This window comes from Vandammella animalimorsus (genome assembly GCF_002285285.1).
GTDB lineage: Bacteria > Pseudomonadota > Gammaproteobacteria > Burkholderiales > Burkholderiaceae_C > Lampropedia > Lampropedia animalimorsus.
Genome location: NZ_NSJF01000006.1, coordinates 34,593 through 50,191, shown reverse-complemented (window position 1 = coordinate 50,191; position 15,599 = coordinate 34,593). Strand labels below are relative to the sequence as shown.

The 15,599-nt window shown below is 64.0% G+C and carries 15 protein-coding genes and 1 tRNA gene; 15 read left to right on the top strand and 1 reads right to left on the bottom strand.

The genetic code is table 11. From position 1 onward, the window contains the following. Positions 1-28: 28 nt before the first annotated feature. Entirely contained in the window at positions 29-760 is a 732-nt protein-coding gene (locus CK620_RS11275; RefSeq protein ID WP_095550381.1) for a YggS family pyridoxal phosphate-dependent enzyme, read from the bottom strand. Between the two features lie 254 nt (positions 761-1,014). On the opposite strand from CK620_RS11275, the gene rpsO reads away from it, so the two are divergent. From rpsO to nuoI, 15 genes are all read left to right on the top strand, one after another. Further along, positions 1,015-1,281 (top strand): 30S ribosomal protein S15, encoded by a 267-nt coding sequence (gene rpsO / locus CK620_RS11270; protein ID WP_095541919.1) that lies wholly within the window; start codon positions 1,015-1,017, stop codon positions 1,279-1,281. A gap of 372 nt (positions 1,282-1,653) precedes the next feature. Continuing rightward, positions 1,654-3,978 (top strand): polyribonucleotide nucleotidyltransferase, encoded by a 2,325-nt coding sequence (gene pnp / locus CK620_RS11265; protein WP_095550380.1) that lies wholly within the window; start codon positions 1,654-1,656, stop codon positions 3,976-3,978. Positions 3,979-4,086: 108 nt separating this feature from the next. Continuing rightward, positions 4,087-5,103: an NAD(P)H-quinone oxidoreductase gene (locus CK620_RS11260; protein ID WP_095550480.1), complete on the top strand. Its 1,017-nt coding sequence runs from the start codon at positions 4,087-4,089 to the stop codon at positions 5,101-5,103. A 1-nt stretch (position 5,104) separates the two neighbouring features. Beyond that, positions 5,105-5,869, top strand: a complete 765-nt coding sequence (gene tpiA / locus CK620_RS11255) for a triose-phosphate isomerase (RefSeq protein WP_095550379.1) — start codon at positions 5,105-5,107, stop codon at positions 5,867-5,869. 61 nt (positions 5,870-5,930) lie between these two features. Then, positions 5,931-6,539 (top strand): preprotein translocase subunit SecG, encoded by a 609-nt coding sequence (gene secG / locus CK620_RS11250; RefSeq protein WP_238946107.1) that lies wholly within the window; start codon positions 5,931-5,933, stop codon positions 6,537-6,539. Positions 6,540-6,807: 268 nt separating this feature from the next. Then, positions 6,808-6,893, top strand: a tRNA-Leu gene (locus tag CK620_RS11245). 77 nt (positions 6,894-6,970) lie between these two features. Next, positions 6,971-7,330: an NADH-quinone oxidoreductase subunit A gene (locus CK620_RS11240; RefSeq protein ID WP_095550377.1), complete on the top strand. Its 360-nt coding sequence runs from the start codon at positions 6,971-6,973 to the stop codon at positions 7,328-7,330. Positions 7,331-7,375: 45 nt separating this feature from the next. Next, entirely contained in the window at positions 7,376-7,855 is a 480-nt protein-coding gene (locus tag CK620_RS11235) for a NuoB/complex I 20 kDa subunit family protein (RefSeq protein ID WP_095538587.1), read from the top strand. A gap of 47 nt (positions 7,856-7,902) precedes the next feature. After that, positions 7,903-8,505: an NADH-quinone oxidoreductase subunit C gene (locus CK620_RS11230; protein WP_095550479.1), complete on the top strand. Its 603-nt coding sequence runs from the start codon at positions 7,903-7,905 to the stop codon at positions 8,503-8,505. Between the two features lie 38 nt (positions 8,506-8,543). Beyond that, entirely contained in the window at positions 8,544-9,797 is a 1,254-nt protein-coding gene (locus CK620_RS11225) for an NADH-quinone oxidoreductase subunit D (protein WP_095550376.1), read from the top strand. Further along, positions 9,794-10,282, top strand: coding sequence for an NADH-quinone oxidoreductase subunit NuoE family protein (locus CK620_RS11220; protein ID WP_095541924.1), 489 nt, complete (start codon positions 9,794-9,796; stop codon positions 10,280-10,282). Before CK620_RS11225 ends, CK620_RS11220 begins: the two co-directional genes overlap by 4 nt. Beyond that, positions 10,279-11,703, top strand: coding sequence for an NADH-quinone oxidoreductase subunit NuoF (nuoF, locus tag CK620_RS11215; RefSeq protein ID WP_095550375.1), 1,425 nt, complete (start codon positions 10,279-10,281; stop codon positions 11,701-11,703). The genes CK620_RS11220 and nuoF overlap by 4 nt, the downstream gene beginning before the upstream one ends. A gap of 22 nt (positions 11,704-11,725) precedes the next feature. Then, the gene (gene nuoG, locus CK620_RS11210) at positions 11,726-13,939 is read left to right on the top strand and encodes an NADH-quinone oxidoreductase subunit NuoG (RefSeq protein ID WP_095550374.1); all 2,214 of its coding nucleotides are present in this window, start codon (positions 11,726-11,728) and stop codon (positions 13,937-13,939) included. Next, positions 13,936-15,012 carry an NADH-quinone oxidoreductase subunit NuoH gene (gene nuoH, locus CK620_RS11205; RefSeq protein WP_095541927.1) on the top strand — a complete coding sequence of 359 codons (1,077 nt, stop codon included), beginning with the start codon at positions 13,936-13,938 and terminating at the stop codon, positions 15,010-15,012. Before nuoG ends, nuoH begins: the two co-directional genes overlap by 4 nt. Positions 15,013-15,028: 16 nt before the next feature. After that, positions 15,029-15,559, top strand: coding sequence for an NADH-quinone oxidoreductase subunit NuoI (gene nuoI / locus CK620_RS11200; protein WP_095541928.1), 531 nt, complete (start codon positions 15,029-15,031; stop codon positions 15,557-15,559). Positions 15,560-15,599: the final 40 nt, after the last annotated feature.

Below are 15,599 nucleotides of genomic sequence, written 5' to 3'. Positions count from 1 at the left end.
TGCGCAGGGGCGCGACCCTAGACCCTAGTCAGGCGCTGGGGCGGGCGCCGAAGATGGCCTGGCCAATGCGCACGATGGTGGCGCCTTCCTCGATGGCCCACTCAAAATCGCCCGACATGCCCATGGATAGCTCGCTGAGCTGCGCGCCCAGGGCCGTCTCCTGCTGCAAACGCTCCAACAACTGGCGCAACTGCACGAAGCAGCCGCGCACCAGCGTAGCGTCGCTGCTGGGCATGGCCAGCGTCATCAGACCGCGCACGCGCAGCGCGGAAAACGGCGCCAGCTGCTGCACAAAGCGCGGCACTTCACTGGCGGGCAGGCCGAACTTGCTGGCCTCTCCCGAAGTGTTGACCTGCACCAGCACGTCCAGGCTGCGGCCGTGCTGCTGCAGGCGGCGATCGAGCTCCTGCGCCAGCGGCAGGCTGTCCAGGGCCTGGAACTCATCGGCAAACTGGGCCACCTGGCGCGCCTTGTTGCTTTGCAAGTGGCCGATGATGCTCCAGCGCAGCCCGGGCAGGTCGTCCAGTGCCTGCCATTTGCCGTAGGCCTCCTGCACCTTGTTCTCGCCTAATGTGCGCAAGCCAGCGGCATAGGCCAGGCGCAACTGCTCGGCGGGCACCGTTTTGCTCACTGGCAGCAGGCGCACTTGCGATGGATCACGTCCGGCGCGGGCGCAGGCAGCGGCAATGCGCTGCCGCATGTTGGCAAGATTGCGCTGCATCTGCAGCTGGGCAGGCGGCAGGGCATCGGAAGAAGGCATGGCAGAGAGGCCGGTCAAGGCGTGGGAGCAGAAACGCCGCCGATTGTAGGTGGGGCAGGGCGGTCTCGGCATGCGCATGGCGTCGGGGCTGAGTCATCCGCTGTGGGCAGGGGCGTCTGGCTGTATCTGGCATCCAAAGGGCGAAAGGGCGCAGAGTCTGGCTATAATTGCGCGTTTTTCACGCCGTGACGCATTTCCTGTTGCGGCGCCTGTGGTAACGGGGGCAGCGGCCCTCAAAGAAGGAAATTGACATCATGATCGAAGCATCGACCAAGGCCGAACTCATCAAGGACAACGCGCGCAGCGCCAATGACACTGGCAGCCCCGAAGTGCAGGTGGCCTTGCTGACAGCACGCATCAACGAGCTGACGCCGCACTTCAAACAGCACGCCAAAGACCACCACGGTCGTCGCGGCTTGCTGCGCATGGTCAGCCGCCGTCGCAAGCTGCTGGACTACCTCAAGCGCAAGGATGCGGATCGTTATACCGCGCTGATCGCCAAACTGGGTCTGCGCAAGTAATGCCATTTGCCGGTGGCAACAGGGCGGCAAGTGTGAGCGCAGGCATTGTCAGAGCAAGGCCGGCGAACGCAATTGAGCCATGCTGTCACTGGGAATTGAGCTAATCGGATCTCGAATGCAGGAACGCCTGGGTTTGCTCTGAAGCACTCAGGCGTTCCTGCATTTTCTTTTTCCTTGCCGCAGGCGATGGCTTGATCGCCATTCGTGGCGGCGGGCAGGGCAGATCGAAGCTGTGTCATTCCATGGGGGCTGATGCCCCCACGCCGACAACCGGCGGCGCCAGCCTCCATGGAATGGCATCGTGTTCTGCTCTAAGGGCGGGCCCCAGAAGGCTGCAGAGCCCATGTCACACCATACAACCAGGAGCAAACCATGAGTCTCTTCAACAAAGTCACCAAGTCCTTTCAGTGGGGCGACAAGACCGTCGTCATGGAAACGGGCGAGATCGCCCGCCAGGCCACCGGCGCCGTGCTGGTGAGCATCGACGGCACGGTGGTGCTGGCCACGGTGGCTGCCAGCAAGCAGGCCAAGCCGGGGCAGGACTTCTTCCCGCTGACGGTGGACTACATCGAGAAGACGTATGCCGCCGGCAAGATCCCCGGCAGCTTTTTCAAGCGCGAGGCCAAGCCCAGCGAGCTGGAAACGTTGACTTCCCGCCTGATCGACCGCCCCATCCGCCCGCTGTTTCCGGAAGGGTTCTTCAATGAAGTGCACGTGGTCATCCACACGCTGTCGCTCAACCCCGAGGTGGACGCCGACATCGCCGCCATGATTGGCGTGAGCGCGGCGCTGTCCATCAGCGGCATTCCGTTCAACGGCCCCATTGGCGCGGCGCGCGTGGGCTACATCAATGGCGAGTACGTGCTCAACCCCGGCCCCACGGCGCGCAAGAACAGCCAGCTCGATCTGGTGGTGGCCGGCACCGAAGCTGCCGTGCTGATGGTCGAGTCCGAGGCCGACCAGCTCAGTGAAGACGTGATGCTGGGCGCTGTGGTGTTCGGCCACGAGCAGGGCAAGATCGCCATCGAGGCCATCCACGAGCTGGTGCGCGAAGCTGGCAAGCCCCTGTGGGCCGAGGACGGCACCTGGACGCCCGAGGCCAAGGACGAGGCCTTCATCGCCAAAGTCAACCAACTGGCCGAGGACAAGCTGCGCGCCGCCTACCAGATCCGCAGCAAGCAGGCCCGCACCCAGGCTGTGCGCGAGGCCTACGCCGCCATCAAGGCCGCGCTGACCGCCGAAGAAGCGACGTATGACGAGGTGAAGCTGGACAACCAGCTCTTTGAGCTGGAGGCAAGCATCGTGCGCGGCCAGATCCTGGCGGGCGAGCCGCGCATCGACGGGCGCGACACGCGCACCGTGCGCCCCATCGAAATCCGCAGCAGCGTGCTGCCGCGCACCCACGGCTCGGCCCTGTTCACGCGCGGCGAGACGCAGGCGCTGGTGGTGACCACGCTGGGCACCGAGCGCGACGCGCAGCGCATCGACGCGCTGGCCGGCGAGTTCGAGGACCGCTTCCTGTTCCACTACAACATGCCGCCCTTTGCCACCGGCGAGGCCGGCCGCATGGGCAGCACCAAGCGCCGCGAGATCGGCCACGGCCGCCTGGCCAAGCGCGCCCTGGTGCCGCTGCTGCCGGCCAAGGACGAGTTTCCCTACACCATCCGCGTGGTCAGCGAGATCACCGAATCCAACGGTTCCTCGTCCATGGCCTCGGTCTGCGGCGGCTGCCTGAGCCTGATGGACGCGGGCGTGCCCATGAAGGCGCACGTGGCCGGCATCGCCATGGGTCTCATCAAAGAGGGCAACCGCTTCGCCGTGCTGACCGACATCCTGGGCGACGAGGACCACCTGGGCGACATGGACTTCAAGGTGGCCGGCACCACCAGCGGCATCACCGCACTGCAAATGGACATCAAGATCCAGGGCATCACCAAGGAAATCATGCAGGTCGCGCTGGCCCAGGCCAAGGAAGCGCGCATGCACATCCTGGGCAAGATGCAGGAGGCCATGGGCGAGGCCAAGGCCGAGATCAGCAGCTACGCGCCCAAGCTCTACACCATGAAGATCAACCCGGAGAAGATCCGCGACGTGATCGGCAAGGGCGGCGCCACCATCCGCCAGCTGACCGAGGAAACGGGCTGCACCATCGACATCGCCGAGGACGGTACCATCACCATCGCCAGCACCGACAGCGCGCGCGCCGACGAGGCCCGCCGCCGCATCGAGGAAATCACCGCCGAGGCCGAGGTCGGCCAGGTCTACGAAGGCCCGGTGACCAAGCTGCTGGACTTTGGCGCGCTGGTCAACATCCTGCCCGGCAAGGACGGCCTGCTGCACATCAGCCAGATCGCGCACGAGCGCGTGGAAAAAGTGAGCGACTACCTGCAGGAAGGCCAGGTGGTCAAGGTCAAGGTGCTGGAGACCGACGAAAAGGGTCGCATCAAGCTGTCCATGAAGGCGCTGCTGGAGCGCCCCGCGCGCGAAGGCGGCGAGGGCAATGGCTTTGGCGGCAACGGCGACGAGCGCCCGGCGCGCGAACCCCGTGAACCGCGCGAGCCCCGTGGCGAGCGCCGCCCGCGCGGCGAACGCGCTGAGCGCGGCGGCGAACGCGCTACTGAACGTGCCGAGCGCGCCGAGCGTGAAGACCGCCCCGCCGCCGAAGACAGCCACGGCGGCATGGAGCCGCAGGCCTGAGCGGCTCCCGCTTGGGAACGATCAAGGGGTGAGCTGCCTGCGTGCTGACGCGGCGCAGCTGCCCCGTTTGCCTGCATCCTCTGCATGCCAACCCATTTGCGCAAAACCATGAAGTGCATCGAAATAAGCGCCCCCGGCGGCCCTGAAGCGCTGCGCCCGGCCGAGCGCCCGCAGCCGCAGCCCGGCCCCGGCGAGGCGCTGATCCGCGTGAGCGCCTCCGGCGTGAACCGGCCCGACGTGGTGCAGCGCCGCGGCCTGTACCCGCCGCCGCCTGGGGCTTCCGACCTGCCCGGGCTGGAAGTGGCCGGCGTCATCGAAGCCGGTGATGCCGCCGCGCTGGCCCAGGCTGGCTTGGCCGTGGGCGATCGCGTCTGTGCGCTGCTGGCCGGTGGCGGCTATGCGCAGTACTGCACCGCCCCCGTGGCGCAATGTCTGCCCGTGCCGCGCGGCTTGAGCGACGAGCAGGCCGCTGCGCTGCCCGAGACCTTTTTCACCGTCTGGAGCAATGTGTTCGAGCGGGGCCGCTTGCAGCCGGGTGAAACCCTGCTGGTGCAAGGCGGCACCAGCGGCATTGGCGTAACGGCCATCCAGCTGGCCAAGGTGGCTGGGGCCACGGTCATCGTCACCGCCGGCTCCGATGCCAAATGCGCCGCCGCGTGCGAACTGGGCGCCGACCACGCCATCAATTACAAGACGGCCGACTTCGCCGAAGAAGCCCGCCGCCTGACGGATGGCCGGGGCGTGGACCTCATCCTCGACATGGTGGCGGGCAGCTACGTGCAGCGCGAAGTCGAATGCCTGGCCGAGGATGGCCGGCTGCTCATCATCGCCGTGCAAGGCGGCGTGGACAGTGGCTTCAACGCCGCGCTGGTGCTGCGCAGGCGCCTGACCATCACCGGCAGCACGCTGCGCCCGCGCCCGGTGGCCTTCAAGGGCGCTATCGCCCAGGCGTTGCGCGCCAAGGTCTGGCCCTGGCTGGAAAGCGGCGCCGTCAAGCCCGTGCTGCATGCCAGTTTTGATGCACTGCAAGCGGCCGATGACCTGCCCAGCGGCGCCGCGCGCGCCCATGCGCTGATGGAGTCCAACCAGCACATTGGCAAGATCGTGCTGACCTGGGAGCATTGACATGAGCAAGAACAAACTGATCGCCGGCAACTGGAAGATGAACGGCAGCCTGGCCGCCAACGAGGCGCTGGTGCAGGCGCTGCGCGAAGGCATCGGCCAGGCGGCAGGCGATGCCGCGGTGGACGTGGCCGTATGCCCGCCCGCCGCCTACCTGGCCCAAGTGCAGGCGCTGCTGGCAGGCCAGCAGGCCATTGCGCTGGGCGCGCAGGACCTCTCGCAGCACGAAGGCGGCGCCTTCACCGGCGATGTCTCGGCCGCCATGCTGCGCGAGTTCGGCGTGCGCTACGCCATCGTCGGCCACAGCGAGCGCCGCCAGTACCAGGGCGAGAGCGACGAGCAAGTGGCCGTCAAGACCCAGTGCGCGCTGGCCGCCGGCATCACGCCCATCGTTTGCGTGGGCGAGACGCTGCAAGAGCGCGAGCAGGGCATGACCGAGTTCATCGTCAAGCGCCAGCTCTCGGCGGTGATCCACCTCAACGGCCACTGCATCAGCGAAATCGTCGTGGCCTACGAGCCCGTCTGGGCCATCGGCACCGGCCAGACCGCCACGCCCGAGCAGGCCCAGGCTGTGCACGCCGTGCTGCGCACACAGCTCAAGGCGGCCACAGCCCACGCCGAGCGCGTGCGCATCCTCTACGGCGGCAGCATGAACGCGGCCAACGCCGCCGCGCTGCTGGCCCAGCCCGACATCGACGGCGGCCTGATCGGCGGGGCGGCGCTCAAGGCGCCGGACTTTCTCAACATCATTGCCGCTGCACGGGGCTGAAGTCACTCTCGGGCCAAGCACGAAGAATTTTGATTGAACGAAAAAGGGATACGACATGAGCATGACGATGACACTGGTACTGATGGTCCAGATCCTGGCCGCTTTGGTCATGGCGGGCCTGATCCTGCTTCAGCACGGCAAGGGCGCCGACATGGGGGCTGCGTTTGGCAGTGGCAGCTCTGGCAGTCTGTTTGGTGCCACGGGTGGGGCCAACTTCCTCTCGCGCATGACGGCGCTGTGCGCTACGGTGTTCTTTGCCGCCACGCTGGTGCTGGCTTACCTCGGTAGTCAGGGCATGCAGCGTCCCGCTGATGAAAGCGGCAGCAGTGTGCTGGACAGCCTGCCTGCCAGCAGCGCGCCTGCGCCGCTGTCCGAGAGCGGCCCAGCAGCGGCCATTCCTGGCGCTTCGGCCCCAGCCCCGGCTGCTGCCAGCAATGCTGCAGCCGCAGGTGCCACTGGCGCAAATGCCATCCCGGATGCCACGCCGGCTACGCCTGCGCCGACGCCGACTGCGTCTGAAGCTGCCCCAGCGTCTGCCGTTGCTCCAGCATCCGCCGAGGCGCCTGCGGCAGTGCAGCCCGCTGCGGGCGAGGCGGCCGCCAGCAATGCAGCAGAGGCCAACCAAGGGGCTGCGCCCTCCACGGCTGCGACGGATGGCAGCAACCAGTAATGGTTGTTGGCTAAAGGTCCGGTACAGGTCTGTGTGCTGCGGTGGCATGCCTGCAGTTGCGCAACAGGGGGCTCCGCTCTTCTGCCAAGGCTTTGAACAGGCGCTGAGGCAGATTGTCATGAAAAAGAAAAAATAACGACCTCCGGGGTTGTTAGAAGCCCGGAGACACGTGAAAACGTGGTTAGAATACTTGCTGTCCTGCAAATGGGACAGGTGCTTGCAAGCCTGATGTTCAGCGCGGCAAGCACATCAAAAGCAAGTACATTGCGCCGTCGTGGTGGAATTGGTAGACACGCTATCTTGAGGGGGTAGTGGCCCATGGCTGTGCGAGTTCGAGTCTCGCCGACGGCACCATAACCAGATTACAAAAGTCTTCATTGCACGCATGGCTTCGCAGTGCAATGTCAGGCTCCGCACGATGGCCCTTATCCATGACTCTTGATCAGTATCTGCCCGTCCTGTTGTTCATTCTGGTTGGTGGCCTGGTCGGGGTGGTTCCCCTGGTGCTGGGGTGGATCTTGGGGCCAACGAGGCCTTATGCAGCCAAGAATTCGGCCTACGAGTGTGGCTTCGAGGCTTTTGATGATGCGCGCATGAAGTTCGATGTGCGCTACTACCTGGTGGCAATCCTGTTCATCTTGTTCGATCTGGAGATTGCCTTCCTTTTTCCTTGGGCAGTGGCATTGCGCGATGTTGGCTTGGTTGGCTTCGTTGCGGTGTTGATATTCCTGACCATTCTGGTGGTGGGTTTTGCCTATGAGTGGGCAAAAGGCGCTCTGACCTGGGAGTGATCGGGTTTCCCGGTTGGCGGATGCACTCCGCCGAGGAGAATAAAAATGATTGAAGGCGTCCTCAAGCAGGGCTTTGTCACCACGACCTACGATGCGGTGGCGAACTGGGCGAAATCGGGCTCTTTGTGGCCCGTTACTTTTGGCTTGGCGTGCTGTGCCGTGGAGATGATGCACACTGCGGCGGCCCGTTATGACCTTTCTCGCTTTGGTGCGGAAGTGTTTCGCGCCAGCCCCCGGCAAGCCGATCTGATGATCGTGGCCGGTACGCTGTGCAACAAGATGGCGCCTGCCTTGCGCAAGGTTTACGACCAGATGGCCGAGCCGCGTTGGGTGATTTCCATGGGCTCTTGCGCGAATGGCGGTGGTTACTACCACTACAGCTATTCGGTGGTGCGCGGCTGTGATCGTGTGGTGCCCGTGGATGTGTACGTGCCAGGCTGCCCGCCCACGGCCGAGGCCTTGATGTACGGCATCATCCAGCTGCAGCAAAAGGTGCGTCGCACGAACACCATCGCCAGGGTCTAAGCCTCATGAGCACCACGATGAACAAGCAAGAGTCCCTGCAGTCAGCCATGCAGGCAGTCAATCCCGAAATTCTTTGCGCCCAATTGCAAGCTCTGTTGGGGGAGCGTGTGCGTCGCGTGTCGCTGTCGCTCGATCAAGTTGTGATTGACGTGCCGGCTGCCAATTACCTGCCGGTGATGCAGCAGCTGCAGCAGGCCCAGGGTTGCCGGTTCGACACCTTGATCGACCTGTGCGGCGTGGACTATTCCGACTATGGCAATGGCGTGTGGGAAGGGCCGCGCTTTGGCGTTGTGGTGCAGCTGCTGTCGGTCCAGCTCAATCAGCGCGTGCGCGTGCGCTGCTTGGCCGAGGACGATGACTTCCCTGTGTTGCCTTCGCTGATTGGCATCTGGCGCTCGGCCAACTGGTATGAGCGAGAGGCGTTTGACCTGTATGGCATCGTCTTCGATGGACACGATGACCTGCGCCGCATTCTGACTGACTACGGTTTCATCGGTCACCCGTTCCGCAAAGACTTTCCCCTCTCCGGACATGTGGAGATGCGCTATGACGAGGCGCAGGGGCGCGTGGTGTACCAGCCTGTGACCATCGAGCCGCGCGAGATTACGCCGCGCGTGATCCGTGAGGACACCTATGGAGGCCCGCACTGAATTGGCGCTGAGCGCGCCCGAAGGTTGGGAACGACACGATGGCTGAAATCAAGAACTATTCGCTCAACTTTGGCCCGCAGCACCCGGCTGCGCACGGTGTGCTGCGTCTGGTGCTGGAGCTCGATGGCGAGGTGGTGCAGCGCGCCGACCCGCACATTGGCCTGCTGCATCGCGCCACCGAGAAGCTGGCCGAGCACAAGACCTACATCCAGTCGTTGCCTTACATGGACCGTCTCGACTACGTCTCCATGATGTGCAACGAGCATGCGTACTGCCTGGCCATCGAAAAGATGCTGGGCATTGAGGTGCCGCTGCGAGCGCAGTACATCCGCGTGATGTTCAGCGAGATTACCCGCATCCTCAACCACTTGATGTGGCTGGGCGGCAATGGCAATGATGCTGGCAGCTCGACCATTCTGATCTACGCCTTTCGCGAGCGTGAGGATTTGTTCGACATCTACGAGGCGGTGTCCGGCGCGCGCATGCACGCGGCCTATTTCCGTCCGGGGGGCGTGTACCGCGACCTGCCTGACACCATGCCTCAGTACCAGGCCTCCAAGGTGCGCAATCAGCGCAGCCTGGACCGCCTCAACGAAGCGCGTCAGGGAAGCCTGCTGGATTTCATCGACGACTTCACGCAGCGCTTTCCCAAGTGCGTGGATGAATATGAGACGCTGCTGACCGACAACCGCATCTGGAAGCAGCGTACCGTGGGCATTGGCGTGGTCAGCGCCGAGGATGCATTGAACTTGGGTATGACTGGCCCGATGCTGCGCGGCTCGGGCGTGGCCTGGGATCTGCGCAAGATGCAGCCCTACGACGTGTACGACCGCGTTGAGTTCGATGTGCCCGTGGGCGTGACCGGCGATTGCTACGACCGCTATCTGGTGCGCATGCGCGAAATGCGCGAGGCCAACCGCATCATCAAGCAGTGCGTGGACTGGCTGCGCGCCAACCCCGGCCCCGTCATCACCGCCGACCGCAAAGTGGCGCCGCCGCCGCGCGCCAACATGAAGTCGGGCATGGAGGAGCTGATCCACCACTTCAAGCTGTTCACCGAAGGCTTCAAGGTGCCCGAGAGCGAGACCTATGCCGCAGTCGAGCACCCCAAGGGCGAGTTCGGCATCTACATGATCAGCGATGGCGCCAACAAGCCCTATCGCATGAAGATTCGCGCGCCCGGCTTTGCGCACCTGTCGGCCATGGATGCCGTCACGCGCGGCTACATGCTCTCGGATGCAGTGATGATTCTGGGGACGCTGGATATCGTGTTTGGGGAGGTTGACCGATGATTACCGAAGCCACCAAGGCGCGCTTTGCGCGCGAGGTCGCCAAATACCCGCCCGAGCGCAAGCAATCGGCCGTGATGGCCTGCCTGTCCATCGTGCAGCAGGAGCAAGGCTACATCAGCCAGCAAAGCGAGGCCGAAATCGCCGCTTATCTGGACATGCCCGAGATTGCCGTGCATGAGGTCACGACCTTCTACAACATGTACAACCAGCAGCCAGTAGGCAAGTTCAAGCTGGCTGTCTGCACCAACTTGCCATGCCAGCTGCGCGGCGGCAAAGAGGCGCTGCAGCACCTGGAGCAGCGTCTGAAAGTGCACATGGGCGAGACCACGGTCGACGGCATGTTCACGCTACAGCAGTGTGAGTGTCTGGGTGCTTGCGCGGATGCGCCGGTGATGCTGGTCAATGACCGCGACATGTGCAGTTTCATGAGCAACGAGCGCCTCGACCAACTCGTCGACGCCTTGCGTGCGGAGGGCAGCCAATGAGCCTGCGAGACATTCTTCAGCCGTTCAAGTCCACCGGCCGCGAGACCTGCTTTCACGGTCGCCACATTGAGCCTCAGATCTACGCGCACCTCGACGGCAGCAATTGGTCGCTGCGCGATTACCAAAACCGCGGCGGCTACCGCGCGCTGAAAAAGGTGTTGGGCAAGGACGGCGGCCAGGGTCTGAGCCAGGATGACATGGTGGCCTTGCTCAAGGAATCGAGCCTGCGCGGCCGTGGCGGCGCGGGCTTTCCCACCGGCCTGAAGTGGAGCTTCATGCCGCGCAACTTCCCGGGGCAGAAATACGTGGTCTGCAACTCGGACGAGGGCGAGCCGGGCACCTGCAAGGACCGCGACATCCTGATGTACAACCCGCACATCGTCATCGAAGGCATGATCCTGGCGGGCTACACCATGGGCGCCAGCGTGGGCTACAACTACATCCACGGCGAAATCTTCGAGGTCTATGAGCGCTTCGAGGCCGCCCTGGAGGAAGCGCGCGCGGCGGGCTTCCTGGGCCAGAACATCCTGGGCACGGGCTTCAGTTTCGAGCTGCATGCCCACCACGGCTTTGGCGCCTACATCTGCGGCGAGGAAACAGCCCTGCTGGAATCGCTGGAAGGCAAGAAAGGCCAGCCACGTTTCAAGCCGCCGTTCCCAGCCAGCTTTGGCCTGTTTGGCAAGCCCACCACCATCAACAATACCGAGACCTTTGCCGCCGTGCCCTGGATTGTGCGCAATGGCGGTCAGGCCTACCTGGAGTGCGGCAAGCCCAACAACGGCGGTACCAAGATTTTCTCGGTCAGCGGCGACGTGCAGCTGCCGGGCAATTATGAAATTCCCATGGGAACGCCCTTTGCCAAGCTGTTGGAGCTCGCTGGCGGTGTGCGCCCAGGGCGCACCCTCAAGGCTGTGATCCCCGGCGGCTCGTCCGCGCCCGTGATTCCGGCGGCGATGATGATGGAATGCACGATGGACTACGACTCCATCGCCAAGGCCGGCTCCATGCTGGGCTCGGGCGCGGTGATTGTCATGGACGACACGCGCTGCATGGTCGAGTCGCTGGCGCGCCTGTCCTACTTTTACGCCCATGAGTCCTGCGGTCAGTGCACGCCCTGCCGCGAAGGCACGGGCTGGCTTTCGCGCGTAGTGCACCGCATTTTGCACGGCCACGGCCGTCCCGGTGATCTGGAGCTGCTGGACTCTGTGGCTGGCAACATCCAGGGCCGCACAATCTGTGCGCTGGGCGATGCCGCTGCAATGCCGGTACGTGCCATGCTCAAGCACTTCCGCCATGAGTTTGAGGCCAAGATCGCTGCGGCCCAGCCGCAGGTGCAGCCGCCAGAGCCAGTCCTTCCAGGCATGGCCGGGGCGCTGGAGGCCGTTGTGGCCGCGCACGCGGCGCAGCGCGCGGCCGCCTGATCGATGATGGAGAACCCGCGATATGGTTGAAATCGAACTCGACGGCAAAAAAGTCCAGGTGCAGGAAGGCAGCATGATCATGCATGCGGCCGAGAAGGCAGGCACCTACATCCCGCACTTTTGCTACCACAAGAAACTCTCCATCGCCGCCAACTGCCGCATGTGCCTGGTGGACGTGGAAAAAGCCCCCAAGGCCCTGCCGGCCTGTGCCACGCCGGTGACGCAAGGCATGGTGGTGCATACGCACAGCGCCAAGGCCGTGCAGGCCCAGCAATCGGTGATGGAGTTCCTGCTCATCAACCATCCGCTGGACTGCCCGATCTGCGATCAAGGCGGTGAATGCCAATTGCAGGATTTGGCTGTGGGCTATGGTCAGGGCCGCTCGCGCTACCAGGAGGAAAAGCGCGTCGTGCTGCACAAGAACGTCGGCCCGCTGATCTCCATGGAGGAGATGAGCCGCTGCATCCAGTGCACACGCTGCGTGCGCTTCGGCCAGGAAGTGGCCGGCGTGATGGAGCTGGGCATGATCAATCGTGGCGAGCACTCCGAGATCACCACGGTCAAAGGCGATACAGTCGATTCTGAAATCTCCGGCAACATGATCGACATTTGCCCCGTGGGCGCGCTCACCAGCAAGCCCTTCCGCTACAGCGCCCGCACCTGGGAGTTGTCGCGCCGCAAGTCGATCGCGCCGCACGATTCCTCGGGCGCGAACCTGATCGTGCAGATCAAGAACCATCGCGTCATGCGCGTGCTGCCGTTCGAGAACGAAGCTGTCAACGAATGCTGGATCGCCGACCGCGACCGCTTCTCCTACGAAGCCCTCAACGGTCCGGATCGCCTGCGCGCGCCCATGATCAAGCAGGGCGGCCAATGGCAGGAAGTGAGCTGGCAACAAGCGTTGGAATACGTGGCGCAGGGCCTGGGCCAGATCAAGGCCGAGCACGGCGCGCACCGCATTGGCGCGTTGGTCAGCCCGCACAGCACCCTTGAAGAACTGATCCTGGCCAAGCAGCTGATGCAGGGCCTGGGCAGCGACAGCATCGACCACCGCCTGCGCCATGCCGAGTTTGCGCAGCAGGCCGGCGTGCGCTGGCTGGGCACCTCGATCGCGGCGCTCTCCACGCTGGGCCAGGCGCTGGTCATCGGCTCCAACCTGCGCAAGGAACATCCGCTGTTTGCCGCGCGCATCCGCCAGGCCGCGCGCCATGGCGCGCAGGTCTATGCCTTTACCGAGCACGCCTACGACTGGGCCATGCCCGTGGCGCACAACTGGATCGTGCCCAGCACGAATTGGCTGCCCGAGCTGGCCAGCCTGGCAGCGGCCGTAGCTGCCGAGAAAGGCCTGCCAGCGCCGCTCGAGGCCCCCGTGCATGCGCAGGATCAAGCTGTGGCCAAGCAATTGCTGGCTGGCGCTGGGGGTATGCCCAAGGCCGTGCTGTTGGGCAATGCCGTGGCCCACCATCCGCAGGCCACGGCCTTGCTGGCCCTGGCCAACTGGCTGGCCGAGCACATCGGCGCCAGCGTCGGTTTCTTGACCGAGGCGGCCAATACCGTGGGCGCTCAATGGGCCGCAGCCTTGCCGGGCGCGCATGGCCTGAATGCCGGGCAGATGCTGGCCGGTGGGGCCAAAGCCTTGCTGTTGCTCAACACCGAACCGCAGTGGGACAGTGCCGCCGGTCAGAATGCTGTGGCCGCCTTGCAGCAGGCCGAGATGGTGGTCACGCTCAGCCCGTTCAAAACCAACTTGGAGTTTTCCGACGTGCTGCTGCCGATCTCGCCGTTCACGGAAACCTCCGGCAGTTTTGTCAATGCCGAAGGCCGGCTGCAGAGCTTCCATGCTGTGGTCAAGCCACTGGGCGAAACCCGCCCGGCTTGGAAAGTGCTGCGCGTGCTGGGCAATCTGCTGGGCTTGCCCGGCTTCGACTACGAAGAATCGCCCGAAGTGCTGGCGCGCTTTGCGCGCGAACGCACCGGCGAGAGCAAGCCTGCATTCGTGCCGGCTGCGACATTGAGCAATCGTGCCGACATCGCCCAGGTCGATGTGCGCGTCGCTGGCGTGCGCCCGGTCGTGGCCAGCATCTACCAGCTCGACGGCTTGGTGCGCCGTGCCCCGGCCCTGCAGGCCACGGCCGATGCCCGCCTGGGCGAGCGCGCTGGCTGGGCCGAGGTGCAACGCGATGCAGCGCAGCCCAACTCCCCAATTGCCCGCGCTGTCGATGAGGTGAGCGCATGATCGAATCCTTCTACAACCTGGGCTTCAATGCGATCGACGCTGCATGGTGGAACGGCCTGGCTTGGCCAGTGCTGTGGAACCTGCTGAAGATCGTGGCCATCGTGGCCCCGCTGATGATTGCCGTGGCCTACCTGACGCTGTGGGAGCGCAAGCTGCTGGGCTGGATGCAAGTGCGCTATGGCCCCAACCGCGTTGGCCCTTGGGGCCTGCTGCAGCCCATGGCCGATGGCCTGAAGCTGCTGACCAAGGAAATCATTCGTCCCTCGGCGGCCAGCTTCAAACTGTATTTGCTCGGCCCGGTGATGGCCATCATGCCGGCGCTGGCGGCCTGGGTGGCGATTCCCTTCGGCCCCGACATGGCGCTGTCCAACGTGCATGCCGGCGTGCTGCTGATCATGGCCATCACCTCCATCGAGGTGTACGGTGTCATCATTGCCGGTTGGGCCTCGAACTCTAAATACCCGTTCCTGGGTGCAATCCGCGCCTCGGCGCAGATGATCAGTTACGAGATCGCGCTGGGCTTTTGTTTTCTCGCGGTCGTCATGGTCACGGGCAGCATGAACCTCAGCGACATCGTGCGCGTGCAAGAGGTGGGCCGTTTTGCCGACATGGGCCTGAATTTCCTCTCTTGGAACTGGCTGCCGCTGCTGCCGCTGTTCGTGGTCTACATGATCTCGGTCGTGGCCGAAACCAACCGTCACCCGTTCGACATGGTCGAGAGCGAGGCTGAGATCGTCGCCGGCCACATGGTCGAGTACTCTGGCATGGGTTTTGCGATCTTCTTCCTGGCCGAATACGCCAGCATGTGGCTGGTGTCGTTCCTGGCGGCGATCTTGTTCCTGGGCGGCTGGGATGCGCCTTTGGCCTTCCTGGATTTCATCCCTGGCTGGATCTGGCTGGGAATCAAGGCCTCGTTGGTCGTCAGCTGGTTCATCTGGATCCGCGCCACTTTCCCGCGTTTCCGCTATGACCAGGTCATGCGCCTGGGCTGGAAGATTTTTATCCCATTGACACTGGTGTGGGTGGTCGTGGTCGGCATTTGGCTGTTCTCGCCGCTGAACATCTGGCATTGATGGAGCGAACAAGCAGATGGCACACACCACGCAAGCCAAACCCACGATCTCCGGCAACGCCTTTTCCCTGAAGGACTTCTTCAAGAGCTTCATGCTCTGGGAGTTGCTCAAGGGCATGATGCTGACCGGCCGCTACGCCATGAGCCGTCGCATCACGGTGCAGTTCCCTGAGGAGAAAACTCCGCTGTCACCGCGCTTTCGCGGCCTGCATGCGCTGCGCCGTTATGAAAACGGCGAGGAGCGTTGCATCGCCTGCAAGCTGTGCGAGGCGGTCTGCCCGGCCATGGCCATCACCATCGAGTCGGACGTTCGCGATGACGGCACACGCCGCACCACACGCTACGACATCGACCTGACCAAGTGCATCTTCTGCGGCTTTTGCGAAGAAAGCTGCCCGGTGGATTCGATCGTCGAGACGCAGATTTTCGAATACCACGGCGAAAAGCGCGGCGATTTGTACTTCACCAAGGAAATGCTGCTGGCCGTGGGCGACCGCTACGAGAAAGAGATTGCCGCGGCCAAGGCGGCCGATGCCCCGTACCGCTGAAGCCCTGCGCCAGCAGCGGGCTGGATTCCAGGGGCGTACA

Bases quoted from the DNA above. Each gene is read 5' to 3' on its own strand.
- CK620_RS11240 (WP_095550377.1), top strand. From the start codon at position 6,971: ATGACTCTTGATCAGTATCTGCCCGTCCTGTTGTTCATTCTGGTTGGT.
- CK620_RS11235 (WP_095538587.1), top strand. From the start codon at position 7,376: ATGATTGAAGGCGTCCTCAAGCAGGGCTTTGTCACCACGACCTACGAT.
- tpiA (WP_095550379.1), top strand. From the start codon at position 5,105: ATGAGCAAGAACAAACTGATCGCCGGCAACTGGAAGATGAACGGCAGC.
- nuoH (WP_095541927.1), top strand. From the start codon at position 13,936: ATGATCGAATCCTTCTACAACCTGGGCTTCAATGCGATCGACGCTGCA.
- CK620_RS11275 (WP_095550381.1), bottom strand. From the start codon at position 760: ATGCCTTCTTCCGATGCCCTGCCGCCTGCCCAGCTGCAGATGCAGCGC.
- rpsO (WP_095541919.1), top strand. From the start codon at position 1,015: ATGATCGAAGCATCGACCAAGGCCGAACTCATCAAGGACAACGCGCGC.
- CK620_RS11230 (WP_095550479.1), top strand. From the start codon at position 7,903: ATGCAGGCAGTCAATCCCGAAATTCTTTGCGCCCAATTGCAAGCTCTG.
- CK620_RS11260 (WP_095550480.1), top strand. From the start codon at position 4,087: ATGAAGTGCATCGAAATAAGCGCCCCCGGCGGCCCTGAAGCGCTGCGC.
- nuoG (WP_095550374.1), top strand. From the start codon at position 11,726: ATGGTTGAAATCGAACTCGACGGCAAAAAAGTCCAGGTGCAGGAAGGC.
- pnp (WP_095550380.1), top strand. From the start codon at position 1,654: ATGAGTCTCTTCAACAAAGTCACCAAGTCCTTTCAGTGGGGCGACAAG.
- nuoF (WP_095550375.1), top strand. From the start codon at position 10,279: ATGAGCCTGCGAGACATTCTTCAGCCGTTCAAGTCCACCGGCCGCGAG.
- CK620_RS11220 (WP_095541924.1), top strand. From the start codon at position 9,794: ATGATTACCGAAGCCACCAAGGCGCGCTTTGCGCGCGAGGTCGCCAAA.
- CK620_RS11225 (WP_095550376.1), top strand. From the start codon at position 8,544: ATGGCTGAAATCAAGAACTATTCGCTCAACTTTGGCCCGCAGCACCCG.
- secG (WP_238946107.1), top strand. From the start codon at position 5,931: ATGACGATGACACTGGTACTGATGGTCCAGATCCTGGCCGCTTTGGTC.
- nuoI (WP_095541928.1), top strand. From the start codon at position 15,029: ATGGCACACACCACGCAAGCCAAACCCACGATCTCCGGCAACGCCTTT.